This window comes from Roseovarius sp. (assembly GCF_965277045.1).
GTDB lineage: Bacteria > Pseudomonadota > Alphaproteobacteria > Rhodobacterales > Rhodobacteraceae > Roseovarius.
The window spans coordinates 707,089-730,093 of sequence record NZ_OZ255712.1; the positions used below are offsets into that span (position 1 = coordinate 707,089).

The 23,005-nt window shown below is 66.4% G+C and carries 22 protein-coding genes; 14 read left to right on the forward strand and 8 right to left on the reverse strand.

Annotated elements, in window-relative coordinates; translation table 11 throughout:
- Positions 1–12: 12 nt before the first annotated feature.
- The 5 genes from ACQY4V_RS03440 to ACQY4V_RS03460 all read left to right on the forward strand — a co-directional run bounded on the left by ACQY4V_RS03440 (position 13) and on the right by ACQY4V_RS03460 (position 6,136).
- Positions 13–1,575, forward strand: coding sequence for a trimethylamine methyltransferase family protein (locus ACQY4V_RS03440; RefSeq protein WP_428515518.1), 1,563 nt, complete (start codon positions 13–15; stop codon positions 1,573–1,575).
- A gap of 92 nt (positions 1,576–1,667) precedes the next feature.
- A complete protein-coding gene (locus tag ACQY4V_RS03445) occupies positions 1,668–2,261 on the forward strand; it encodes a heme NO-binding domain-containing protein (RefSeq protein ID WP_428515519.1) in 594 nt (197 codons plus the stop codon).
- Positions 2,258–3,307: a diguanylate cyclase domain-containing protein gene (locus ACQY4V_RS03450; RefSeq protein ID WP_428515520.1), complete on the forward strand. Its 1,050-nt coding sequence runs from the start codon at positions 2,258–2,260 to the stop codon at positions 3,305–3,307. Before ACQY4V_RS03445 ends, ACQY4V_RS03450 begins: the two co-directional genes overlap by 4 nt.
- An 80-nt stretch (positions 3,308–3,387) precedes the next feature.
- Entirely contained in the window at positions 3,388–4,401 is a 1,014-nt protein-coding gene (locus tag ACQY4V_RS03455; protein WP_428515521.1) for an NAD-dependent epimerase/dehydratase family protein, read from the forward strand.
- Positions 4,402–4,504: 103 nt separating this feature from the next.
- A complete protein-coding gene (locus ACQY4V_RS03460; protein WP_428515522.1) occupies positions 4,505–6,136 on the forward strand; it encodes a SulP family inorganic anion transporter in 1,632 nt (543 codons plus the stop codon).
- Positions 6,137–6,442: 306 nt separating this feature from the next.
- Here ACQY4V_RS03460 and ACQY4V_RS03465 read toward each other — a convergent pair whose 3' ends face one another.
- Positions 6,443–7,051: a flavin reductase family protein gene (locus ACQY4V_RS03465; protein WP_428515523.1), complete on the reverse strand. Its 609-nt coding sequence runs from the start codon at positions 7,049–7,051 to the stop codon at positions 6,443–6,445.
- 96 nt (positions 7,052–7,147) lie between these two features.
- Here ACQY4V_RS03465 and ACQY4V_RS03470 point away from each other — a divergent pair, with 96 nt between their 5' ends.
- Positions 7,148–7,633 (forward strand): GNAT family N-acetyltransferase, encoded by a 486-nt coding sequence (locus ACQY4V_RS03470; RefSeq protein ID WP_428515524.1) that lies wholly within the window; start codon positions 7,148–7,150, stop codon positions 7,631–7,633.
- A gap of 31 nt (positions 7,634–7,664) precedes the next feature.
- Positions 7,665–8,453 carry an EcsC family protein gene (locus tag ACQY4V_RS03475; RefSeq protein WP_428517145.1) on the forward strand — a complete coding sequence of 263 codons (789 nt, stop codon included), beginning with the start codon at positions 7,665–7,667 and terminating at the stop codon, positions 8,451–8,453.
- A gap of 39 nt (positions 8,454–8,492) precedes the next feature.
- On the opposite strand, the gene ptsP is transcribed toward ACQY4V_RS03475, so the two are convergent.
- The 5 genes from ptsP to ACQY4V_RS03500 all read right to left on the reverse strand — a co-directional run bounded on the left by ptsP (position 8,493) and on the right by ACQY4V_RS03500 (position 14,085).
- A complete protein-coding gene (ptsP, locus tag ACQY4V_RS03480; RefSeq protein WP_428515525.1) occupies positions 8,493–10,745 on the reverse strand; it encodes a phosphoenolpyruvate--protein phosphotransferase in 2,253 nt (750 codons plus the stop codon).
- A 252-nt stretch (positions 10,746–10,997) separates the two neighbouring features.
- Complete coding sequence (locus ACQY4V_RS03485) at positions 10,998–12,236, reverse strand: aspartate kinase (RefSeq protein ID WP_152491766.1); 1,239 nt, start codon at positions 12,234–12,236, stop codon at positions 10,998–11,000.
- Between the two features lie 138 nt (positions 12,237–12,374).
- Entirely contained in the window at positions 12,375–13,019 is a 645-nt protein-coding gene (locus ACQY4V_RS03490) for an SDR family NAD(P)-dependent oxidoreductase (protein WP_428515526.1), read from the reverse strand.
- Between the two features lie 70 nt (positions 13,020–13,089).
- On the reverse strand, positions 13,090–13,536 hold the full coding sequence (locus ACQY4V_RS03495; protein ID WP_428515527.1) for a DUF1178 family protein: 447 nt from the start codon (positions 13,534–13,536) through the stop codon (positions 13,090–13,092).
- Positions 13,537–13,614: 78 nt separating this feature from the next.
- Positions 13,615–14,085: an NUDIX hydrolase gene (locus tag ACQY4V_RS03500; protein WP_428515528.1), complete on the reverse strand. Its 471-nt coding sequence runs from the start codon at positions 14,083–14,085 to the stop codon at positions 13,615–13,617.
- Positions 14,086–14,282: 197 nt separating this feature from the next.
- Between ACQY4V_RS03500 and modA the strand changes: the two genes are divergently transcribed.
- The 6 genes from modA (at position 14,283) to ACQY4V_RS03530 (ending at position 19,112) form a co-directional block, all read left to right on the forward strand.
- Positions 14,283–15,044: a molybdate ABC transporter substrate-binding protein gene (modA, locus tag ACQY4V_RS03505; protein ID WP_428515529.1), complete on the forward strand. Its 762-nt coding sequence runs from the start codon at positions 14,283–14,285 to the stop codon at positions 15,042–15,044.
- Complete coding sequence (modB, locus tag ACQY4V_RS03510; RefSeq protein WP_428515530.1) at positions 15,041–15,745, forward strand: molybdate ABC transporter permease subunit; 705 nt, start codon at positions 15,041–15,043, stop codon at positions 15,743–15,745. The genes modA and modB overlap by 4 nt, the downstream gene beginning before the upstream one ends.
- On the forward strand, positions 15,742–16,875 hold the full coding sequence (modC, locus tag ACQY4V_RS03515) for a molybdenum ABC transporter ATP-binding protein (RefSeq protein WP_428515531.1): 1,134 nt from the start codon (positions 15,742–15,744) through the stop codon (positions 16,873–16,875). The genes modB and modC overlap by 4 nt, the downstream gene beginning before the upstream one ends.
- Positions 16,876–16,949: 74 nt before the next feature.
- On the forward strand, positions 16,950–17,111 hold the full coding sequence (locus ACQY4V_RS03520) for a hypothetical protein (RefSeq protein WP_428515532.1): 162 nt from the start codon (positions 16,950–16,952) through the stop codon (positions 17,109–17,111).
- A gap of 20 nt (positions 17,112–17,131) precedes the next feature.
- Positions 17,132–17,284, forward strand: a complete 153-nt coding sequence (gene hemP, locus ACQY4V_RS03525) for a hemin uptake protein HemP (protein ID WP_254701860.1) — start codon at positions 17,132–17,134, stop codon at positions 17,282–17,284.
- 163 nt (positions 17,285–17,447) lie between these two features.
- Positions 17,448–19,112 (forward strand): ABC transporter permease, encoded by a 1,665-nt coding sequence (locus ACQY4V_RS03530; RefSeq protein ID WP_428515533.1) that lies wholly within the window; start codon positions 17,448–17,450, stop codon positions 19,110–19,112.
- A 144-nt stretch (positions 19,113–19,256) separates the two neighbouring features.
- Here ACQY4V_RS03530 and ACQY4V_RS03535 read toward each other — a convergent pair whose 3' ends face one another.
- On the reverse strand, positions 19,257–20,603 hold the full coding sequence (locus tag ACQY4V_RS03535; protein WP_428515534.1) for an NAD(P)-binding domain-containing protein: 1,347 nt from the start codon (positions 20,601–20,603) through the stop codon (positions 19,257–19,259).
- A gap of 103 nt (positions 20,604–20,706) precedes the next feature.
- Between ACQY4V_RS03535 and ACQY4V_RS03540 the strand changes: the two genes are divergently transcribed.
- Complete coding sequence (locus ACQY4V_RS03540) at positions 20,707–22,041, forward strand: ABC transporter substrate-binding protein (protein ID WP_428515535.1); 1,335 nt, start codon at positions 20,707–20,709, stop codon at positions 22,039–22,041.
- 182 nt (positions 22,042–22,223) lie between these two features.
- On the opposite strand, the gene ACQY4V_RS03545 is transcribed toward ACQY4V_RS03540, so the two are convergent.
- On the reverse strand, positions 22,224–22,952 hold the full coding sequence (locus ACQY4V_RS03545) for a FadR/GntR family transcriptional regulator (RefSeq protein ID WP_428515536.1): 729 nt from the start codon (positions 22,950–22,952) through the stop codon (positions 22,224–22,226).
- Positions 22,953–23,005 lie beyond the last annotated feature (53 nt).

Here is a 23,005-nt window from a genome sequence, read left to right on the forward strand (position 1 = left end):
AGGAGACTCACCATGGCAGAGACAGCCTTACGCAGGAAACGCAGTGGCGGACGGGCCGGAAACGCGACACGCCGGGGCACCGCCGTCATCGAGCAGATGCCCTGGAACCCGCCGATCAACATCGACCGGCCGGTCGAGCCGCTGGACGAGGCCGGGATCGAGGCGATCCATGACGGTGCGATGCGCATCCTCGAGGAGATCGGGATCGAGTTCCTGAACGCCGAGGCGGTGGAGGTCCTGCGCGGCACCGGCGGGTGCGACATCAATGGCGAGAACGTGCGGATGGGCCGCGATTTCGTGATGGAGATGATCGGCAAGGCGCCGAGCGAATTCACGATCACGCCGCGCAACCCGGATCATGCCATCACGCTCGGGGGGCGGCACCTGAATTTCGGGAACGTGTCGTCGCCGCCCAGCTATTGGGACATGGGGATAGGGCGCAAGGTGACAGGCACGCGCGAGATGTGCGCCAACCTGTTGAAACTGAGCCAGTATTTCAACTGTGTGCATTTCGTCGGTGGTTACCCGGTGGAGCCGCAGGACGTTCATGCCAGCGTGCGGCACCTTGATGTTCTCTATGACAAGCTGACGCTGACCGACAAGGTGGCGCATGCCTATTGCCTGGGCCGGGAGCGGGTCGAGGACGTGATGGAGATGGTGCGCATCGCGGCGGGCCTTTCGGACGCGGAATTCGAAGCGCGCCCGCACATGTATTCCAACATCAACTCCACCTCGCCCCTGAAGCATGATTTCCCGATGCTGGACGGCTGGATGCGCCTGGCGCGGCGCAACCAGGGGTTGGTGGTAACGCCGTTCACGCTGGCCGGGGCGATGGCGCCGGTGACCATGGCGGGCGCGGTGGCGCAAAGCCTGGCCGAGGGGTTGTGCGCGATCGTGCTGGCGCAGGCGATCCGGCCCGGGGTGGGCTGCGCCATCGGCACGTTCACCAGCAATGTCGACATGAAGTCGGGCGCGCCGGCCTTCGGCACGCCGGAATACATGCGTGCGACCCAGATGACGGGGCAGATGGCGCGGTTTTACGGGCTGCCCATGCGCGCGTCGGGTGTGTGCGCGGCGAACGTGCCGGACGGGCAGGCGATGTGGGAAACCTCGAACAGCCTGTGGTCGGCGGTGCAGTCGGGGGCGCACATGGTCTATCATGCCGCCGGCTGGCTGGAGGGCGGGCTGATCGCCAGCCCCGAGAAGTTTATCATGGATTGCGAGATATTGCAGCATATCCAGCGGTACATGGATCCGATGCTTACTGCGACCGGCCCCGACGAGATTGCGCTGGAGGCGGTGCGCGAAGTGGGCAACCAGGGGCATTTCTTCGGCATCCAGCACACCCAGGACCGCTATACCACAGCGTTCTATCAGCCGTTCCTGAGCGACTGGCGGAACTTCGAGGCATGGGAGGCGTCTGGCGCGGCCTGGACCCCGCAACGCGCGCACCAGATCTTTCGCGACATCATCGCCAGTTTCGAGGCGCCCCCGATCGAGGACGCGGTGCGCGAGGAACTGGAAACCTTCGTCGCCCGGCGCAAGGAGGAAGGCGGCGCGCCGACGGATTTCTGACGCGTGCGCAGGCCGGAAATAGCAACAATTGGAAACGTCCATGGCTTGTTAACGCCGTTCTGCAAAGGCTTTGCCGGTAGCAGGAGCGTGACATGCACGGGCTGATCAACCGGGCCATCGAACTTTTCGTCCGTGATACCTATGGGCAGGACACCTGGGGCGAGGTGGCCGGCCGGTCGGAACTGGTGCCGCAGGACTTCGAGGCGATGCTGGATTACCCCGACACGGTGACGCGGGACGTGCTGGCCGGGGTGTCGCGGGTTCTGGACAAGCCCGAGGCCGCGATACTGGAGGATATCGGCACCTACCTGGTGTCGCATCCCACCGCCGAGGCGCTGCGGCGTCTGCTGCGGTTTTCCGGCACGGATTTCACCGATTTCCTGCATTCCCTGGATGATCTTCCGGCGCGGGCGCGGCTGGCGGTGCCGCAACTGATCCTGCCGCCGATAGAGTTGTGTGATCACGACGGGCACAGGTTTTCGGTCGCCGTCGGCGCGGGGCAGTCCGGCGGATTGTCCTTTGGCTACGTGCTGTTGGGGTTGCTGCGGGCGATGGCGGACGATTACGGCGTGCTGGTGACGCTGGATCACAAGGGGCGCCGCGACGGGGTCGAGACCATCGAGGTGCGCGTGCTTGAGAAGACCTTTGCCCGGGGGCGGAGCTTTTCGCTGGGGGCGGCCCTGTGACGAGCGACAGGAGCGCGGCGCCGGGGACGCTGCTGGATGTGCTGTGTCCGATGCACCTGGTGCTCGATGCGGACGGGCGGATCGTCCATGCTGGGCCGACCGCGCGAAAGGTCCTGGGCCCTGCGGGCCTGACCGGTCGCGCGTTCCTGGAACTTTTCGACGTGAAGCGGCCGCACTTGGCGCCGGGGGTGGCGGGCCTGCGCGCGGCGGTGGGCCGGCGGCTGCATTGCGTGTTGCGCGACGCACCGGGGATCGAGTTGAAAGGCGTCGCGGCCCCCTTGCCAGGGGACCGGGGGATCGGGCCGCCGGGCGGGTTGATCGTGGACCTGTCATTCGGGATCGGCCTGATCGACGCCGTGGGCCGCCACGACCTGACCAGCCGCGATTTCGCGGCGACCGACCTTGCGGTCGAGATGCTGTACCTTGTCGAGGCGAAAGCGGCCGTCATGGACGCCTTTCAGAAACTGAGCCAGCGGCTGCAGGGGGCGAAGGCCGCGGCGGAGGAAGCGGCCCATACCGACACGCTGACCGGCTTGCGCAACCGCCGCGAGCTCGACCCGGTAATCCGCCGCCTGATCGCGCGCGGTGCGGATTTCACGCTGATGCACCTGGACCTGGATTACTTCAAGTCCGTGAACGACACGATGGGCCACGCGGCGGGCGACCATGTGCTGCGCCGCGTGGCGCGCATTCTGCGCGAGGAAACCCGCAGTGAGGACACCATCATCCGCGTCGGCGGGGACGAGTTCGTTCTGATCTTCGCCGAGGCGCTGTCGGACGCGCGGCTGGCCGAACTGGCGCGACGCCTGATCCTGCGGCTGGAGGAACCTTTGAGCATCGGCGGCGAGGTGGCGCGGATTTCCGGCAGCATCGGGACCACGCGCAGCGCGAACTACGCCACCCCGCGGCTGGCGGTGATGATGGACGATGCCGACCTTGCGCTTTATGCCGCGAAAGAGGCCGGGCGGGGCTGTCACGTGGCCTTTGCGCCCGACCTGCGCCGCGCGGTCGCGCGGCACACCGTCGATGCCGCGACGGGCGACTGAGCAGGGGCCGGGGTCTTGTGCAACGGGACCGCGCCCTTTAACCGTTGGGCGCAAATCGGGGCAAGACGGACAGCGGGCATATGACACGGGTCTTTATTACCGGCACGGCCGGCTTCATAGGATTTCACCTGGCCAGGCTGCTGCTGGACGAAGGCATGGTCGTGCACGGCTTTGACGGGCTGACGGATTACTACGACGTGCGACTGAAGGCGCGGCGGCACCAGATGCTGTTGCAATCGCCCGAATTCAAGGCGCACGAGGCGATGCTGGAGGACGTGGCGGCGCTGGACGACGCGGTCGATGACTGCGCGCCCGACATCATCGTGCACCTGGCCGCCCAGGCCGGCGTGCGCTACAGCCTAGAGAACCCGCGCGCCTATATCGACGCCAACGTGGTGGGCACGTTCAACGTTATGGAGGCCGCACGGCGGCACGAGGTGCGCCATCTGCTGATGGCCTCGACCAGTTCGGTCTACGGGGCCGAGACCGACATGCCCTATGTCGAGACGCAGAAGGCCGACACGCAGATGACAATCTATGCCGCCACCAAGAAGGCGACCGAGGCGATGGGCCATTCCTATGCCCACCTGTGGAACCTGCCGACGACGATGTTCCGCTTTTTCACCGTCTACGGGCCCTGGGGACGGCCCGACATGGCGCTCTACAAGTTCGTCGACGCGATCCTCGAGAGGCGTCCCATCGACGTCTACAACCACGGCGAGATGTACCGGGATTTCACTTATGTCACCGACCTGGTGCGCGGCATCCGCCTTTTGATGGACGCAGCGCCGGTGCGGCCCGACCGCCCCGAGGACATCGCCGAGGGCGACAGCCTGTCGCCGGTGGCGCCCTACCGAGTGGTCAATATCGGCAATTCTGACAGCATTCGCCTGACCGATTTCGTGGACGCCATCGAGGCGGCGCTGGGCATGACCGCCGAGCGCAACCTGATGGACATGCAGAAGGGCGATGTGCCCGCCACATGGGCCGACGCCAGTCTGCTGCACAGCCTGACCGGGTATCGCCCCGATACGGATGTGCGCGACGGCGTGAAGCAGTTCGTGGCGTGGTTCCGCGAGTATTACGGCAAGTAATTCCGCCACGGTCATGGCGGGGTCCTGAAATTGGCAATGGTCAATCAGGCGGGTTCGCGTTAGGGGGACGCTCGCGCGAAAAATACCATTCAGGATACCCCCCGTGAAACGCACCTTGCTGGCCGACTGGGCCAAACGCTTCGATCTGTCCGAATTGAGCCTGACGCCCGGAGAGCGGCTGAGCCTGACGCGGCTGCGGATCGAGCTGTTGTCGGGGCTGACCGTGGCGCTGGCGCTGGTGCCCGAGGCGGTGGCGTTCGCCTTTGTCGCCGGGGTGCATCCGCTGGTGGGGCTTTACGCAGCCTTCATCGTGGGGCTGATCACCGCGCTGATCGGCGGCCGGCCCGGCATGATCAGCGGGGCCACGGGCGCACTGGCCGTCGTGATGGTGTCGCTGGTGGCGCAGCACGGGGTGGAATACCTTTTCGCCACGGTCGTCCTGATGGGGATCTTGCAGATGACGGCCGGCGTGCTGCGCTGGGGCAAGTTCATCCGGCTGGTGCCGCATCCGGTGATGCTGGGCTTCGTCAATGGCCTCGCCATCGTGATTTTCCTGGCGCAACTGGGCCAGTTCAAGGTGCCTGGCACGATGGAGAATACCGGCCACGGGATGAGCGGAGGCGAATGGCTGTCGGGCGCGCCGCTTTACACCATGCTTGCGCTGGTGGCGCTGACCATGGCGGTGGTGTGGCTGATGCCGCGCGTGACCAAGGTGATCCCGGCGCCGCTGGCCGGCATCGGGCTGGTGGCCGGGATCGTCGTGGTGTTCGGGCTGGACGTGCCGCGCGTGGGGGACCTCGCGTCGATCCAGGGCGGGTTGCCGCCCTTCCATGTTCCGACCGTGCCGCTGACGCTGGAGACGTTCGAGATCATCCTGCCCTATGCCGTGATCCTGGCCGCCATCGGCCTGATCGAGAGCCTGCTGACCCTGAACCTGGTGGGCGAGATGACGAACAAGCGCGGCGGGGCCAGCCAGGAATGCATCGCGCAGGGCGTGGCCAACACCGTGACCGGCTTCTTTGGCGGCATGGGTGGGTGCGCCATGATCGGGCAGTCGATCATCAACGTGAAATCGGGCGGGCGGACACGGATCGCGGGGATTTGTGCTGCGGTGTTCCTGCTGATCTTCATCCTTTTCGCCTCGCCGCTGATCGAGCAGATCCCGCTGGCGGCCCTGGTGGGCGTGATGTTCATGGTGGTGATCGGGACCTTTGCCTGGAACTCGCTGCGGATCCTGCGCAAGGTGCCGCTGTCGGACGCGCTGGTGATCGTGCTGGTGACGGTGGTGACGGTGCAGTACGACCTGGCCATCGCCGTGGTCGTGGGGGTGATCGTGTCGGCGCTGACCTATGCTTGGAACAATGCCAAGCGCATCCATGCTATCACCGGCAAGGAGATGGACGGCACCAAGGTCTACCGCGTGCAGGGGCCGCTGTTCTTTGGCTCGGCCAGCGGGTTCGTGGAGCTGTTCGATCTTGAGAACGACCCCGACAAGGTGATCGTGGATTTCGCCGAGAGCCGGGTCGTGGACCAGTCGGCTTTGCAGGCCATCGAGGCGGTGGCGGGCAAGTACCTGGCGGCGGGCAAGCGGTTGCAATTGCGGCACCTGACGCGGGATTGCCACCGGATGCTGAACAAGGCCGGGCACCTGATGGTCGACAGCGATGATGACCCCGATTACGGGCTGGCCGTGGACTACGACGTCAAGACGGGGGTCCTGGGCGCGGGGCATTGACGGTCTTCCGGGGCGGCGGCGCGTGGGTTTTCACCCACCCTACGCAATCCCGGGCGTGATCCGGGATCTCCTTGTCATAGAGGTCCCGGGGCAGGCCCGGGACGGGGTCAGTGTTCTGCACTTGCGCGCGGAGTCAAGGCACGGCTCTGCCGTGCCGCCGCGCATCGCCGGGCCGCCCCAACGGCACGGCGATTTGGTACAGCTTGGTGCTCCGCTCGCAGGTTTTTCGGATTTGGCAGCGATAAAGCGCTGTAGACGGGCCGTTGGATCGCCGCACCGCGGCCCGGCAATGCGCGGCCGGTCTCTTCAGCTATCGCCCGGACGCGCGATGGCGAATTTCTCGCGCACCACGGTGTAATCCTTGTAGCCCATCCGCGCGAGTGGGTTGAAGCTGAGCACGTCGAAGATGCCGTCCTTCAGGCAATCGTCGCGGATGTAGACGCCGGTGACCTCGCCGAACACCACCTTGTTGGCCTCGCCCGGCAGATCGACGATCTGCGTCAGCTTGCATTCCAGCGCTGCGGGCGCGGCGGCCACGCGGGAGCAGGGGATGGTCTCGCAGGCGGCGCGTTCGATGGCGGCATCGGTGAATTCGTCGGTGTCCCTGGGCCAGGGGCCCGAGGTCCGGTTCATCGCGTCGCGCAGGGCGTATTCCACGATGTTCACGCAAAAGACGCCGGCGTCGCGGATATTGGCGACGCTGTCCTTGGTGTCGCCCCGGTCGGGCTTGGTCGAGGTCGAGGAGAACATCACCTGCGGCGGCACATAGGCCACGGCGTTGAAGAAGGAATAGGGCGCGAGGTTTTCCGAGCCGTCGCTGCCGCGGGTGGAGATCCAGCCGATGGGCCGGGGTGCGACGATGGCGTTGAACGGGTTGTGCGGCAGGCCGTGGCCGTCTTCGGGGCGGTAGAACATGAGCAACTTTCCGGGTTGGGACGAATGCGTTTGGACATAGGCCTAAACGCGTGCTACGCGACGATCCACCTGTTTTTCGAAGGATAATGCGCCCCCGTGTACGAGTTGCACCAAGAGACACGCGAGGACTGGTGGGAGGTCGAGGCGCTCTACGACCTGTGCTTTGCGCCCGGACGCGAGGCGCTGTCGTCCTACCGGCTGCGCGAGGGCGTGGCGCCGGTGGCGGCGTTGTGCCTGGTGGCGCGGGACGAGGGGGGTATCCTGGCCGGGGCGATCCGGGTCTGGCCGGTGCGGATCGGCACGGCGCGGGCATTGCTGGTGGGGCCCATCGCGGTGCACCCGACCCGACAGGGCGAAGGACTGGGCGGGTACCTCATCCGCGAGGCGCTGCGGATCGGGCATGCCGCCGGGTGGGACCGGGCGATGCTGGTGGGGGACGCGCCGTATTACGCGCGGTTCGGGTTCAGCCGGCTGGAGAAGGTGAAGATGCCGCCGCCCACCAACCCCGAACGGGTGCTGGGGTTCGCGCTGAGCCCCGGGGCCTGGGACGGGATTGCCGGTAAAGTCGTGCGTGACGCTTGAAAATGAGGGCGCGGTGCCCGATCTTTTAGGCATGGGCAAGAAATCCTACTCCGAGATCCTGCCGGCGGCGATAGATGCGACCGCGGTGGAGGCGCGCCTGAAGGCGCTGGCCGAGCGGCATCGGCGGGCCGGAAATGTCGGCATTCAGGTGCTCAACATGATCGGCAGCCAGGCGGAAGGCCTGTTGTCGCGCCTGCCGGCGCCGGTGCGGTCGCGGCTGGACGACAGCACCGAGCGGGCGCTGCGGCTGGCGATGGACACGGCGCACCGCTCGCGCGGATACGTGGCCGAGAGCCCTGGCTGGCTGAGCCGTGCGATGACCACGGCGATGGGGGCCGCGGGCGGCGCCGGCGGACTGCCGACGGCGCTGGCGGAACTGCCTGTCACGACCACGGTGCTGCTGCGCGCGATTCAGGACGTGGCGGCGGAATACGGCTTCGACCCGGACGAGCCGGGCGTGCAATACGACTGTATCAAGGTTTTCGCCGCCGCCGGGCCGCTGGACCACGACGACGGCAGCGATCTTGCGTTTCTCAGCACGCGCGTGGCGGTGTCGGGCAAGGCGGTTCAGGCGCTGGTGGCCAAGGTCGCGCCACGGCTGGCCACCGTGCTGGGGCAGAAGCTGGCGGCGCAGACGGTCCCCATCCTGGGGGCGGCGGCGGGGGCGGCGACCAACTATGCCTTCACCAGCTATTACCAGCAGATGGCGCATGTGCATTTCGGCCTGCGCCGGCTGGCCATAGAGGCCGACCGCGACCATGCCGAACTGCTGGAGGATTTTCGCGAACTAGTGGCGCTTCCGAGCGTCAAGCGCGCCTGAGGGCCGGGCCGGAGAAAAATCGTACGAGTTTTCTGCGGCTCAGAGTTTGCCCTTGAGGTAGTCCATGACCGCCGGACGGACCGATTGGTCGCCCGCGATGCGCACGCCGTCGATCACCTCGTAGAGCTCTTCCAGATCGACCCGGCGCAGGATGGATTTCACCGGGCCGATGGAGGCCGGGCGCATCGACAGGCTGCGCAGGCCGATGGCCGCAAGGCAGGCGGCCTCGACCGGGCGGCCTGCGTCCTCGCCGCAGAAGCTGAGCGGGGTGCCATGCGCCTCGCAGCGTTTCACGATGGATTCGATGAAGCTGAGGAAGCTGACATTGAGCGTGTCGTAGCGCCGCCGCACCAGTTCGTTCTCGCGGTCGGCGGCGAAGAAGAACTGCTTGAGGTCGTTGCCGCCGATCGAAAGGAAATCGACCTCGTGGTAGAAGGCGTCGGGCGCGAAGGCCAATGACGGCGTTTCCAGCATCGCGCCGACCTCGATGTCCGAGGGCAGGGGGTGGCCCAGGATACGTTCGCGGTCCAGCGCCTTCTGCATCTCGGCATTGGCGGCGGAAAACTCTTCGCGCTGGGCGACGAAGGGGAACATCACCGACAGCGGGCGCCCCTTGGCGGCGCGCACGAGCGCTTGCAGCTGCATGCGCATGACCCCGGGCTTGTCGAGCGCCACGCGCACCGCGCGCCAACCGAGGGCGGGGTTGGGCTCGTCCACCACCTTCATGTAGGGCAGCACCTTGTCGGAGCCGATGTCGAGGGTGCGGAAGCAGACGCGCTTGCCACGGGCGGCGTCCATGACGTGGGAATATAGCTCGCTCAGTTCCGAGCGGCGGGGCATGTGGGCGCGCACCAGGAACTGAAGCTCGGTGCGGAAGAGGCCCACGCCCTCGGCGCCCGAGCCTGCGAGGCTGGGCAGGTCGGCCATGAGGCCGGCGTTCATGTGCAGCGCAAGCCGTGTGCCGCAGAGCGTTTCGGCCGGTTTGTCCCGGATCGAGGCATAGCGTTCCTGGGCCTGCGCCTGCATCGCCATCTTGTCGCGGAACGCGGTGACGACGTTGTCGTCGGGGCGCAGGTGCACGACGCCCTGGTCGCCGTCGACCATGATGAAATCGCCGTTGAGCGCCTCGTTGGTGATGCGGCTGGCATGTATGACCAGCGGGATCGCCAGCGCGCGGGCGACGATGGCGGCGTGGCTGCCGACCGAGCCTTCCTCGAGCACGATGCCGCGCAGGCGGCGGCCATAGTCGAGAAGTTCGCCGGGCCCGATGTTGCGGGCGATCAGGATCGGGTCGTCGGGCATTTCCGCCCCGGTTTCCGACCCCTGGCCGGTGAGGATTCGCAAGAGGCGGTTCGAGAGATCGTCAAGGTCGTGGAGCCGGTCGCGCAGGTAGGGGTCGGTGACCTGGGTCATCCGGGCGCGGGTGGTGGATTGTTCCTTTTCTACCGCCGCCTCGGCCGAGAGACCGCGCGAGATGTCTTCCTCCATCCGCTTCATCCAGCCCTTGGAATTGGCGAACATGCGGTAGGCTTCGAGCACCTGGAGCTGTTCCTTGTCGCCGGTGGCCGCCGTCGAGAGCATGCGGTCGACGCCCACGCGCAGGGTGTCCACGGCCTCTTCCAGCCGTTCCAGTTCGCGGTTGGGATCCTCGGCGATGGGGTTGGTGACCACGACGCGCGGCTCGTGCAGCCAGACATGGCCCTGCGCGGCACCTTCCTGGGCGATGCCGCCGCGGAACAGGACGGGCTGCTGGTGGCGGGCCGACATGGCCGCACCTTCGCCGACGAAGGCGCCCAGCTCGGCCATCTCTGCGATGACCATGGCGACGACCTCGACCGCGTAAAGCTCTTCGTCGGAATATTCGCGGGCCTGCTTGGACTGCACCACCAGCACGCCAAGGGTTTCGCCCAGCCGCTGGATCGGGACCCCCATGAACGAGCAATAGGCCTCTTCGCCGGTTTCGGGCATGTAGCGAAAGCCGCGGGCGGCGGGCGCGTTGTCGGTGTTGACCACCTTGCCGGTGCGCGCGACGCGGCCCACCAGGCCCTCGCCCAGCTTCATCCGGGTCTGGTGCACGGCGTCGCGGTTGAGACCTTCGGTGGCGCAAAGCTCCAGCGTGTCCTCGTCGCGGAAGAGGTAGATCGAGCACACCTCGGTGCGCATTTCCTCGGCGATGAGCGCGGTGATCGCGTCGAGCCGGGCCTGTCCGGCGGCGTCCTCGGCCATGAGCGCGCGCAGGCGCGAGAGCATCTGGCGGCTGTCCGTCTCGATCTGATCGCCGGAAGGTGACATGGCGTTCGGAAGCCTTTCCATTGGGCCGTTCTGGCCGGAGCCGGGACGTTTAAATCACAGGTTGCCGGTATTGTGAAATGGCAATGTCGCGCGGCGGCGCGCGGAGCGGCGCAGCCCCGTGAATTGCCTCGATATTGCCCGATCGGCGTCGGATCGCGCTTGTCCCTGCCGCAAGAGCGGGCCGGTGCGAGGCTATTGAAAGCGGGCGTGCCGTCGTGCCGGTATCTCGCCGCAGGGCGCCGGGGCGGTCCGTCAGGCGGTCTTGTCCAGCTCGAACGCGTCGTGCAGAGATTGCACGGCCAGTTCCATGTACTTGCGGTCGATCAGCACCGAGATCTTGATCTCGGAGGTCGAGATGACCTTGATGTTGATGCCTTCGTCGCGCAGCGTCCGGAACATCTTGGCGGCGACGCCCGACTGGCTGCGCATGCCGATGCCCACGGCCGAGACCTTGGCCACGTTGGTGTCGGCCACGAGGTCATGAAAGTTGATCTCGCCCTTTTCCTTGGCGCCCTTGAGCGCCTTTTCGGCGCGGGCCACCTGGTTGGTGGGGCACGAGAACGTCATGTCGGTGCGGCCTTCCTCGGAAATGTTCTGGATGATCATGTCCACGTTGACGCCCGCATCCGACAGCGGCCCGAAGATGGCGGCGGCGATGCCGGGCCGGTCGGCGACCGAGATAAGGGTCATCTTCGCCTCGTCGCGGGAATAGGCGATGCCGTTGACCACGTTTGATTCCATGATTTCCTCCTCGGCGCAGACCAGGGTTCCTGCGTCGTCCGATTGTTCCTCGAAACTTGATAGCACGCGCAGGCGCACGTTGTAGCGCATCGCCAGCTCGACCGATCGGGTCTGCAGGACCTTGGCCCCCAGGCTGGCGAGTTCCAACATTTCCTCGAAGGCGATCTTGTCGAGCTTGCGCGCCTTGTCGGTGATGCGCGGGTCGGTGGTGTATACGCCGTCGACATCCGTATAGATGTCGCAGCGTTCCGCGCCGAAGGCGGCGGCGAAGGCGACCGCTGTCGTATCCGAGCCGCCCCGGCCCAGCGTGGTGATCCGGCCCTCGGGGCTGACGCCTTGGAAGCCCGCGACCACGGCCACCTGCATGCCTTCGCCGAACTTGGCGTTGATGTTGTCGGTGGGAATTTCCTCGATCCGGGCGGCGGAGTGCGACGAGTTCGTCCTGAGCGGCACCTGCCAGCCCTGCCAGCTGCGCGCCGGGATGTCCATTTCCTGCAAGGTCAGGGCCATCAGACCGGCGGTCACGGCCTCGCCCGAGCTGACCACGGCGTCGTATTCGCGGGCGTCGTAGAGCGGCGAGATCTCGTCGACCCAGCCGACCAGTTCGTTGGTGCGCCCGGCCATGGCCGAGACGATGACGATCACGTCATAGCCCTTGGCCACCTCGACGCCCACGCGTTTCGCCGCGCGGCGGATGCGGTCGATATTGGCCACCGAAGTGCCGCCGAATTTCATCACGAGCAGGGGCATGGCTGCGTCCTTGGGTCAGATCGCAGGTGCTTTACGCGGGTGCGCAGGGAAGGGCAAGAGCGGAGCGTGGGTCGGGCGCGGCCTAGAAAATTCGTACGAATTTTCGTGGGCATTTTCTTCGGTGAAGAAAATGGCGCGTCAGAACGGGTGGTCCTGACCGTCCCAGGTCTTGAAACAGCCCGTGCTGTCCGTGTCGAGCGCATCGAAACGGTCGATCAGGCCCGCGGCGGCCTCGTCCACCGAGATGTCCGCGCCGTCGCCGCCCATGTCGGTGCGCACCCAGCCGGGATGATAGATCCCGACCGCAAGCCCCAGGGGTGCCAGGTCCTTCGACAGGTTGCGCCCCAGGTTCAGCGCGGCCGCCTTGGAGGCGCGGTAGATATAGCTGCCGCCGGGCGCGCGTTCGTGGCTGGCCATCTGGCTGGAAATGATGGCGATCCGGCCCGCCTTTGCCGCCTGCAGGCAGGGCAGAAGGGTTTGGACGGTCAGGAAGACCCCGGTCACGTTGGCGGCGAAACTGTCCGCCCACATCTTGGCCGGGTAGCCGTCGGGCAGGGTCTCGCCCTTGTCGAGGTAGACGCCGGCGTTGCAGATCAGCAGATCCACCGGCGCGCCGTCGAGCCGCGCGGCGAAGGCGCGGTGGCTGGCCGGGTCGGTGACGTCGAGCGTGTACTCGGCCTCGGGGTCGCGGGATGTGCCGGTGACGTCGTCGCCCCGGGCGGCATAGCCCCGGACGAGGGCGGCGCCGATGCCGCGGTTGGCGCCGGTTATGACAACATGCATGGCAAGGCTCCTTGGGGTCGCGGTGGGCATCTGCGCCATGCCGGGAGGCGGCAGGCGGCATTGCGAGAGGCTAGTTCGATTTTCGGCTTGGAACGAAGGGCAGGGGCAGGATCGGCACGCCGTCCTCGATCAGCCTGCGGGCTTCCTCGGGTTTCGCCTCGCCATGAATGGGGCGGTCCGGGGTCACGCCGTCATGCATGTCGCGGGCCCGTTTGGCGAAACTGGTGCCGACATATTCGGAGTTTTCCTCGACCTGCCGTTTCAGGGCCGCAATGGCGCGGGCGCGGTCGTCGGTGGGGGCGGAGAGGCCGCCGCGCGCCGACGGGGCCTGCGGGGCCGGGGCGGCGTTTCGGCTGGCGCGGACACTGGGGGCCATCATCGCCTTTTCCACCGAGCCGTTTCCGCACACGGCACAGGACACCATGCCGGCGGCGTCGAGCTTGTCGAAGGCCGCAGCCGACTGGAACCAGCTTTCGAACTGGTGGTCATTTTTGCATCTCAGGGTGAACTTGATCACCGTTCCGCTCCGCTATCCGACGTGTAACAAATAGGCAAAATCCCGGTACAATCAAGCGGAAGAGCGGTGCCGGGCGATTTACAACTTGCGCGGGTCGAAGGTTTTCAGCAGGTGCGCAAGCTCGGGCTCGTTGACCCGTTTGGCGGCCTTCTTGAGGCTCATCCAGCGGCGTTTGCGCTGTCCGGCCTCGGGGAAGTCATCGGCCAGGGCGTTAACCTTCACCGGGTAGACCATGACGACGCACGGCAGCTTGTCGACGGTGCCGACGCCCTTGGAATAGGAAAAGAGCGCAAGGCACGGGCCCGCAATCTTGCCGCGCACGCCGGCCTCTTCCCAGGCTTCGCGCAGGGCGCTGTCGCCGGGGGTCTTGCCTTCGATCGGCCAGCCCTTGGGGATGATCCAGCGTCCGGTGCGCCGGGAGGTTATCATCAGGACCTGCGGCTGGCCCGCCTTCATCCGGTAACACAATGCGCCGAACTGGGTGCGCACGTCGCGCTTGTCGGGAATTTGCAGCGCCAGGGGAAGCTGATCTTTGCTTTGTAGGGTCATCGGGTTCTCTCCTGCCCGTCTGCTCAGACCGGAATGTATATACGAAGTATTAGCATAATCTTATTCGATTCACATGAATTTTCCATGATAGCCGCGCATTTCCTAGCCGCGTTGCAGCGCTTCGTCGGTTCCGAAACGTAAATGGCGCTGTGCCACGGCTCTTGTGTCGCCTCCGCAGGTGCAGGATACTTGCGCCGATGTTACGCATTTTCGGCCTTCTGACAATCATTTGCATGATGCTGGCGACGGTCGCCCCGGGGCGGGCGGATGCGCCGGTCACCATTTTCGCCGCCGCGTCCCTGCGCGGGGCGCTCGATGCCGCGCTGGAGGGGGCAGAGGCGCACGTGCGCGTGTCTTATGGCGGGTCGGGCACCATGGCGCGGCAGATCGCGCAGGGTGCGCCCGCGGACGTGGTGATCCTGGCGAACGTGGCCTGGATGGACTGGCTGCAGGAGCAGGCCCTTGTGGACGCCGGCAGCCGCCGGGACCTGTTGGGCAACCGGCTGGTGCTGGTGGGTCCGAAAGGCGCGGCGCCGCTTGGCCGCGTGGACGCCGCCACGCTGACGGGCAGGCTGGCCGGGGGGCGGCTGGCCGTGGGCCACACTGAGGCCGTCCCGGCGGGTATCTATGCCAAGGAGTGGATGCAGGCGGCGGGCCTTTGGCAGGCGCTGCGCCCGCAACTGGCCGAGAGCGAGAACGTCCGCGCGGCGCTGGCCTTGGTGTCGCGCGGCGAGGCGCCGCTGGGCGTCGTCTATGCCAGCGATGCGCAGGCCGATCCGGGCGTCGTGGTGCTGGCGGAGATCGACGAACGCCTGCATGCCCCGATCGTATATCCTGCGGCCCTGATTGCGGGGCGCGACAGCGAGGCCGCACGCGGGGTGCTGTCGCATTTGCAGCGCGACGCGGCGCGGCAGGCGTTCGAGCGGCATGGATTCGTGGTGCTTGGAGACGATCGGTGACCTTTGGCCTGACCGAAGCGGAATCGGCGGCGCTGGCGCTGTCGCTGAAGGTGTCGTTCTGGGCGGTGCTGGTCAGCCTGCCGCTGGCTGTCGCGATGGCGTGGGTGCTGGCGCGCAAGCGGTTCCCGGGCAAGGCGCTGCTGAGCGCTCTGGTGCATTTGCCGCTGGTCCTGCCGCCGGTGGTCACGGGATATCTTCTGCTTTTGACCTTCGGGATGAACGGGGCGGTGGGCCGGGTGCTGGCCGACTGGGGGATCGTGTTCGCCTTTCGCTGGACTGGCGCGGCGCTGGCGGCGGGGATCATGGGGTTTCCGCTGATGGTGCGGGCGATACGGCTGGCGATCGAGGCGGTGGACCCCAAGCTGGAAGAGGCGGCGGAGACGCTGGGCGCGGGCCGGATGGCGCGGTTTCGCACCGTGACGCTGCCGCTGATCGCGCCGGGCATCCTGGCGGGCGTGGTGCTGGGCTTTGCCAAGGCGATGGGCGAATTCGGCGCGACCATCACGTTCGTGGCCAACATTCCCGGTGAGACGCAGACCTTGCCGTCGGCGATCTATGCCTTTCTGCAGGTTCCGGGCGGGGAGACGGCGGCGATCCGGCTGGTGGTGCTGGCGACTGTGGTGGCGCTGGGCGCGGTGCTGGTGTCGGAATGGCTGGCCCGGCGCGTGGCGCGGCGCATCGGTCAGGACATTACGCGATGAGCCTGAGCGTCGAGATAGGGCATCGGTTTCCGGGGCTGGACCTGGACGTGGCGTTCGAGGCCGGCGCCGGGGTGACCGCGCTATTCGGGCCGTCGGGGGCGGGGAAATCCAGCGTCGTCAATGCCATCGCCGGGCTGTTGCGTCCCGATGCCGGGCGGATCGCGCTGGACAATACGGTGCTGTTCGACGGCAAAGGGGGCGTGCACGTGCCGGCGGCGCGCAGGCGCATCGGCTACGTCTTTCAGGACGGGCGGCTGTTTCCGCATATGAGTGTCGGGGCCAATATCGAATACGGTGCCCGCTATGCGCCCGGTGGGCTGGACCGGCCCGAGATGGGGCGGGTCGTGGGGTTGCTGGGGCTGGAGGCGTTGCTGGAGCGGCGGCCCGGCAGGCTCTCGGGCGGGGAGAAACAGCGGGTGGCGCTGGCGCGGGCCTGGCTGTCGCGGCCACGCCTGCTGTTGATGGACGAGCCGCTGGCGGCGCTGGACGAGCCGCGCAAGGACGAGATCTTTCCCTATCTGGAGCGGTTGCGGGACGTGGCGCAGGTGCCGATCGTCTACGTCTCGCACAACCTGGCCGAGGTGGCGCGGCTGGCCGATGACCTGGTGGTGATGCAGCGCGGGCAGGTGGTGCTGTCGGGCAGGGCCGAGGCCGTGCTGAGCGATCCCAAGGCGCTGCCCCTGGTCGGCGTGCGCGAGGCCGGGGCGATCCTGCCGGCGCGGGTGGCCGAGCACGGGGCCGACGGGCTGAGCCGCCTGGCGCTGTCGGGCGGGGAGCTGTTGCTGCCCGGCGTCACCGCGCCCGAGGGCAGCATGATCCGGCTGCGGGTGCTGGCGGGGGACGTGCTGCTGTCACAGGCGCGGCCCGAGGGGTTGTCGTCGCACAACGTGCTGCCGGTCGGGGTCGTGGCGCTGCATCGCGGGATGGGGCCGGGCGTGGCGGTTCAGTTGCGGGCGGGCGATGACATGTTCCTGGCGCGGATCACCCAGAGGGCGGCGTCGGAGATGGACCTGGCCCCCGGCAAGGCCTGTTTCGCGATCCTGAACGCCACCGCGATCCCGCGCGGCAGTATCGGCGGTGCCGTGCCTTCGCAGGCAGGGCAGATCCTGCGAGTTGACATTTCTGACTAAATCGATCAGAAATTAGGTCAAGCCAGCCGGATCGGTCAGCCACCCCCTGAAATCGCAAGCAATGGAGCGCGATCATGCATGTGATCCGACAGACAGAATCGGCAGGCTTGGAGCCGCGGCACGTGGGCGTGCCGGACGTGAACTTTCCCCTTCTCGGATCGGCGATGGCCAGCGGGCTGTGCCTTGACCTGATGATCGAACGGCTGCTGGAACGCGCCGGGGAGGTCCGGGCATGATCCGCGCACAGACCAAGGCGATGCCGCAGCTGGTGGCCGATACCGAAACCAGCGAGGCCCTGTTTGACGCAAGAGAGTTGACGAAAGGTCGCACGACCGCGCAGATCACGCTGGACGACAAGGTCTACACCTTGCGGATCACGCGGGCGGGCAAGCTGATCCTGACCAAGTGAGGGCGATCCGGGCGATCCCGGATCACGTCCGGGATGGCTCTGCAGCTCTGACGGCTGCGCAACGTGTGGTCCGGCCAAACGTTTTTGTCGGGTTTTTGCTGGCAAGTCGCGGCGGGATGTGGCAGCGAAGGGCGCCAACACCCTTTGAGGACCTGCACGCCGCATGTCGGAAAGCCTGCTGCACCGCCTGGCCTGGATCGTCGTCGCGCTATGCGTGGCGCCGATCATCGCGTCCGCGTTGGCCGCGTTCACCGGCGATCTGGACACCTGGCGCAACGTGCTGTCGAGTGTCCTGCCGCGCTATACCGCGACGACGCTGATCCTCGTGGTGGTGGTGGGGCTGTCCACCGCCGTCATAGGCTCGGTCACCGCGTGGCTGGTGACGGTCTATCGCTTTCCGGGACATCGCTGGCTGGAGATCGCGCTGGCGCTGCCGCTGGCCTTTCCGGCCTATGTGCTGGCCTATGCCTATACCTATCTGCTGGATCATCCCGGCCCGGTACAGACCCTGCTGCGCGACCTGACGGGGTGGGGGCCGCGCGACTACTGGTTCCCCGAGATCCGCAGCCTGGGCGGTGCGGCGCTGATGCTGATCATCGTGCTTTACCCGTATGTCTACCTGCTGGCGCGGGCGTCGTTCCGGCAGCAATCGTCGAACGCGTTCCTGGTGGCGCGTACGCTGGGCCGCTCGCCGATGGCGGCGTTCTGGCGGGTGGCGCTGCCGATGGCGCGCCCTGCCATTGCCGGCGGCGCGCTCTTGGCGGTGATGGAGACGATCGCGGATTACGGCACGGTGGCGTTCTTCAACGTGCAGACCTTCGCCACGGGGATCTACCAGGCCTGGTTCAGCCTGGGGGACCGGCCCGCTGCGGCGCAGCTGTCGCTGTGCCTGCTGATGTTCGCGCTGCTGGTGGCGGGCCTGGAGCGGGCGCAGCGGGGCCGCGCGCAGACGGCGGGACGCGGGGCGCGGTTCGACACGCTGGAAAAGCCGCGGCTGACCGGCGGCGCGGGATGGATCGCGACACTGGTCTGCCTCGTGCCGGTGCTGCTGGGCTTCATCGTCCCGGTCATCATGCTGGGCACGATGGCGGTGGGATCGGGCCAGAACCTCTTTGCGGCGCGCTATATCGGCTTCATGCAGAATTCGGTCCTGCTGGCCTCGGTTGCGGCGGTCCTGACGGTGATGGGCGCGATCCTGATCGGGTTCCGCGCGCGCACCCGGCCCACGCGGGGCAGCAAGGCGCTGGTGGTGGCCGCCGGCCTGGGATACGCGGTGCCCGGCGGCGTCATCGCCGTGGGCCTGATGGTGCCGATGGCCGCCGCGGACAACCTGATCGACCGGATCATGGAGAGCAATTTCGGCATCGATACGGGGCTGCTGATCACCGGGTCGATCTGGTTGATGGTGCTGGCCTACATGACGCGGTTCATGGCCGCCGCGCTCAACGCCTATGACAGCGGCATGGCGACCGTGCCGGGGCATTTCGATGCCATCGGGCGGTCGCTGGGGCAATCGGGGCCGAAGCTGTTGATGCGGGTGCATCTGCCGGTGGCGCGATCCTCGGTGCTGACGGCGCTGCTGATCGTATTCGTGGACGTGATGAAGGAGTTGCCGGCGACACTGATCCTGCATCCGTTCAACTTTCAGACACTGGCGGTACAGGCGCACCGGCTGGCCGCCGACGAGCGCCTGCACGAGGCGGCGGTGCCCTCGCTGGTGCTGGTGGCGTTCGGGTTGTTGCCGGTGATCATCCTCTGCCGGTCGATCGGGCGCGAGGAGCCGGGGCGCCGCGCGGCGCGGCTGGGGGCGGCGATGAAAGCCGGTTAAGAGCGGTTTCGCCACGGGCTGCGCCCGCGTCGACCGGGGCGAGAGGCGCTGCCTCTCGCGCTCTCCGGGATATTTCGGGCCAGAGGAAGAGCTGTGGCAAGGAGAGCGCCGGCCCGCGGCATGGCGGGCCGGCGAGTAACCGGCTCAGCTGGTTTGCAGGTAGCTTTCCAGGCTGTCGTCCAGCGCATCTTTCCACGGCGTGTGGTGTGCGGGCGCCTGCTTGCCTGTCATGGGCGAGACATAGCCGTGGTCGCGGAAGGCCATGATGTCCTTCTTCTTGTGCTTCTTCCAGGCGTAGAACTGCTGGCAGGCCATCTCGACATCGAAGCCGGGATAGTCGGTTTCGGCCATCAGCTCCTCGGTATAGTCGCCCTGGTAGCGGATGCAGGCGTAATCGTCCTCGAGCGCGTCCTCGTCGGCCTGGCGCTTTTTCCAGTCGGCCTCCATCGTCGCCTTGTCGGGCAGGGCGATGCGACCCAGGATGCAGTCGCGGACCCACCAGGCCTGGGCGTCGAACATGTTGAAGGTGAACCACTGGTCCTGCATCCCGAGGTAGAACATCTTGGGATTTTCGATCCAGACGACGCCCTTGTAGAGGTCGTCCGCCGCCAGCCGGTTCGCGGTTTTCAGGCGCAGGTCGTCGGGCAGGAAGGGGAAGTGGTGCTTGTAGCCGGTGCACAGGATGATCGCGTCCACCTCGCGGGTGTGGCCGTCGGAGAAATGGGCGGTCTTGCCCTCGACTTTCTCCAGCGCCGGAACCTCGTCCCAGTTGTCGGGCCAGTCATAGCCCATGGGGCCGGAGCGATAGCAGGTGGTGATCGAATTGGCGCCGTATTTCCAGCATTGCGAACCGATATCCTCGGCCGAGTAGGACGCTCCCATCAGCAGGATGTCCTTGCCCTCGAACTCGCGCGCGTCGCGGAAGTCGTGGGCGTGCAGGATGCGGCCGTTGAACGTGTCGAAGCCCGGGTAGTGGGGTACGTTGGGCGTGGAGAAGTGGCCGGTGGCGACGATGACATTGTCGAACTCCTCCTCGGATTCCATGTCGGCCTTGGAGTCGCGGGCGGTGATGGTGAACTTGCCGGTCTTGTCGTCGTAGCGCACGTCGCGGACCACGTTGTTGAAACGGATCCAGTCGCGCACACCGGCCTTTTTCACCCGGCCCTCGATATAGTCGAAAAGCACGGCGCGGGGCGGGTAGCTGGCGATTTCCTTGCCGAAGTGTTCGTCGAACGTGTAATCGGCGAACTCGAGCCCCTCCTTGGGGCCGTTGGACCACAGGTAGCGGTACATCGAGCCGTGGCAGGGTTCGCCATCCGCGCCGACGCCGGTGCGCCATGTGTAGTTCCACAGACCGCCCCAGTCGCTTTGTTTTTCGTAGCAGACGATGTCGGGGATCTCGGCGCCCTTGTCGGCGGCAGATTGGAAGGCGCGCAATTGCGCCAGCCCGGACGGTCCCGCGCCGATGACGGCAACTCTTTTCTTGGCCATTGTAATGTATCTCCCTAGATTGGTGTGGACCAATTATTGACTTTGGTTCTTTTGGTTCCTTTTACTAAGCCAAAGACTGGACCAGTCTGTCAAGGATTCCTTAATGGAGCGTGCGGTGGCCGCGGAAACATCAAGTTTTGCTCAGAGATTGGCCCTTTCGGGGGTGATGCCGCGCCTGTCGGTGGGCATGGCGCGGACAGTGGATATCGGTTTTCTGGCGCCACTTTCGGGGCAGGCGGAAAGCTGGGGGCTGCCCGGATTGCAGGGCTGCCGCATCTGGGAGCGGTGGCTGAACAACGCGGGCGGGGTGCTGATCGGGGGGCGGCGCTATCCGATCCGTATTCATGCTTGCGACAGTGGAGAAAGTGTTGACGCGGCGCGCGAGGGGGCGCGGGCGCTCATGCGCGAACACGACATCAAGCTGATGATGATGCTGGGCGGCGACGCCTATCGCGCGGTGGGGCAGGACCTGATGGACAAGCGCATCCTGACCTCGACCCTGCTGCCCTCGGACCTGTCGCCGGACGCGCCCTATCTTATCGCGCCGTCGGAAGTGCATCCGGTTTACGTGGTCACGGGGGTGGAGTGGCTGACGCAGCGGCATCCGGAGCTGAAGACCGTGGCGCTTTGCGCGCAGCAGGACGGCATGGGCATGCCGTCGCTGGCCACGTACCGTGCGGCGTTCAAGGCGGCGGGGGTCGAGATCGTGCACGAGGTGCAGTACCCCGCGGAAGGCGCGCCGGCGGAGAATGTGGTGGGGCCGATGCTGGCCGCGAACCCCGACATCCTGTGCTGGTGCACCAGCTATACGCCGATGGTGCACGCGATGACGGAACACGCCCATGCCAAGGGGTTCAAAGGACAAATCCTGTCCTGCACCTTCGATCACTACGGTCACCTGGTGGAGCGGCTGGGCAGGGATTTCATGGAGGGCGTGGTGTTCCAGTTCCCCGATTTCGACGATCCGGCGCTGAGCGAGAAGGCGTTCTTCTTCAACCAGCCGAATGCGTTCTACGAGGAATACAACGCCGCCTATCCCGACAGTTGGACGGCCGTGAGCTGGGAATACGCGGCGATCCTGGATATCTGGCACGCCGCGGTGGAAAAGGCCGACAGCGTGGCGCCGGCAAGCGTGCTGGCGGCGATGAAGCAATTGGGCGAGGTCACACATGCCTTCGGTCCCGCCGAGTGGTGGGGCACGGAGATGTTCGGGATCGACAACGCGCTGGTGGGCGACTGGCCGGTGGTGCGCATCGAGGAGGGGCGGGCAAGGGTCGTGGCGTTCGGGTCGGTGCCGGGATGGCTGCGGCGGCACGAGGATCTGTTGCGGGCGGAGATGCAGGACCTGGGGCAGATGTGGCAGCAGCGGCTGTCCTATGAGCGGGTGCTGGCGCTGGGGGCGCGCGTGGTGCAGGAGGAGGACGCGACCGAAGGGTGAACGCGGGCGAATCGGGCCGAATCGGCGTGTCGGTATTGCGTCGGTATCCGGGTGGTATTCTGACGGTGCGTTTTTTGCTGATTTGGCAAGTGAATGGGGCGTGCGGTGCAAAAGCCTTTTGAAGGCTTTTGCCAAGACTTTCCTGAAAAGTCTTGGCGGGCGTTAACCGGAGTTAAGGCACATTAATCGTCTTGCAGAAGCAGTTTCTGTTCCTCGACGAGATGCAGCTTGATGAACTCCACCGCCTGGCCGACGTCGCGCGAGGCGATGGCGTTGTAGAGCGTGTTGTAGCGTTTCTGGTAGTCCTGCATCCGGCGTGGCGTGAGCGCGCGGCGGCGCAGGCGGGTGCGATAGCTTTCGCGGTAGGTGTCGATGGCCAGCCGGTAACACGATGCCAGAAGCGCGTTGCCGGTGCCTTCGGCGATCTGCAGGTAGAGCTGTTCCTCGAGCGCGATGAAGGCGTCGATATCGGTGGTGACGGTCTCGATCCGCGACAGGGTTTCGGACAGCGCGGTCAGCATGCGCGGGGTCATGTTCACCACCGCCAGCCGGACGATTTCCGGCTCCAATATGCCGCGCACGACGAGGTGGTCGAGGGGGCTGGTCTCGCCGGCGACGGAATCGGGCGAGACCGGGGCCTGGGGCGTGGAGCGGTAGGTGACGAAGCTGCCCGCGCCGGGGCGGCGGCGGATGACGTCCTGGCCTTCGAGCACGTCGAGCGCCTCGCGCACGGTGTTGCGGGCGACGCCCAGTTCGGCGGCGAGCGTGCGCTCGGACGGAAGGCGGGTGTCGCGGGGGTATTCCTCGGACTTAATGCGCGCGAAGAGTGTGTCGACGACGATCTGCACGGTGGCGCCGACGGGATGGGCGAGGCGCAGTTCGGGGGCGGTGTCTTGGGTTTCTGTGCTCATCGGACCAGACCAATTTCGGTATAACTGGTATAAATTGGTCTGGTGGGCGCGTA

What these genes read in the sequence shown, in the direction of transcription:
- ACQY4V_RS03440 (WP_428515518.1), top strand. Translation starts at nt 13, where the DNA reads ATGGCAGAGACAGCCTTACGCAGGAAACGCAGTGGCGGACGGGCCGGA.
- ACQY4V_RS03445 (WP_428515519.1), top strand. Translation starts at nt 1,668, where the DNA reads ATGCACGGGCTGATCAACCGGGCCATCGAACTTTTCGTCCGTGATACC.
- ACQY4V_RS03455 (WP_428515521.1), top strand. Translation starts at nt 3,388, where the DNA reads ATGACACGGGTCTTTATTACCGGCACGGCCGGCTTCATAGGATTTCAC.
- ACQY4V_RS03465 (WP_428515523.1), bottom strand. Translation starts at nt 7,051, where the DNA reads ATGTTCTACCGCCCCGAAGACGGCCACGGCCTGCCGCACAACCCGTTC.
- ACQY4V_RS03475 (WP_428517145.1), top strand. Translation starts at nt 7,665, where the DNA reads ATGGGCAAGAAATCCTACTCCGAGATCCTGCCGGCGGCGATAGATGCG.
- ptsP (WP_428515525.1), bottom strand. Translation starts at nt 10,745, where the DNA reads ATGTCACCTTCCGGCGATCAGATCGAGACGGACAGCCGCCAGATGCTC.
- ACQY4V_RS03485 (WP_152491766.1), bottom strand. Translation starts at nt 12,236, where the DNA reads ATGCCCCTGCTCGTGATGAAATTCGGCGGCACTTCGGTGGCCAATATC.
- ACQY4V_RS03490 (WP_428515526.1), bottom strand. Translation starts at nt 13,019, where the DNA reads ATGCATGTTGTCATAACCGGCGCCAACCGCGGCATCGGCGCCGCCCTC.
- ACQY4V_RS03500 (WP_428515528.1), bottom strand. Translation starts at nt 14,085, where the DNA reads ATGACCCTACAAAGCAAAGATCAGCTTCCCCTGGCGCTGCAAATTCCC.
- modA (WP_428515529.1), top strand. Translation starts at nt 14,283, where the DNA reads ATGTTACGCATTTTCGGCCTTCTGACAATCATTTGCATGATGCTGGCG.
- modC (WP_428515531.1), top strand. Translation starts at nt 15,742, where the DNA reads ATGAGCCTGAGCGTCGAGATAGGGCATCGGTTTCCGGGGCTGGACCTG.
- ACQY4V_RS03520 (WP_428515532.1), top strand. Translation starts at nt 16,950, where the DNA reads ATGCATGTGATCCGACAGACAGAATCGGCAGGCTTGGAGCCGCGGCAC.
- hemP (WP_254701860.1), top strand. Translation starts at nt 17,132, where the DNA reads ATGCCGCAGCTGGTGGCCGATACCGAAACCAGCGAGGCCCTGTTTGAC.
- ACQY4V_RS03530 (WP_428515533.1), top strand. Translation starts at nt 17,448, where the DNA reads ATGTCGGAAAGCCTGCTGCACCGCCTGGCCTGGATCGTCGTCGCGCTA.
- ACQY4V_RS03535 (WP_428515534.1), bottom strand. Translation starts at nt 20,603, where the DNA reads ATGGCCAAGAAAAGAGTTGCCGTCATCGGCGCGGGACCGTCCGGGCTG.
- ACQY4V_RS03540 (WP_428515535.1), top strand. Translation starts at nt 20,707, where the DNA reads ATGGAGCGTGCGGTGGCCGCGGAAACATCAAGTTTTGCTCAGAGATTG.
- ACQY4V_RS03545 (WP_428515536.1), bottom strand. Translation starts at nt 22,952, where the DNA reads ATGAGCACAGAAACCCAAGACACCGCCCCCGAACTGCGCCTCGCCCAT.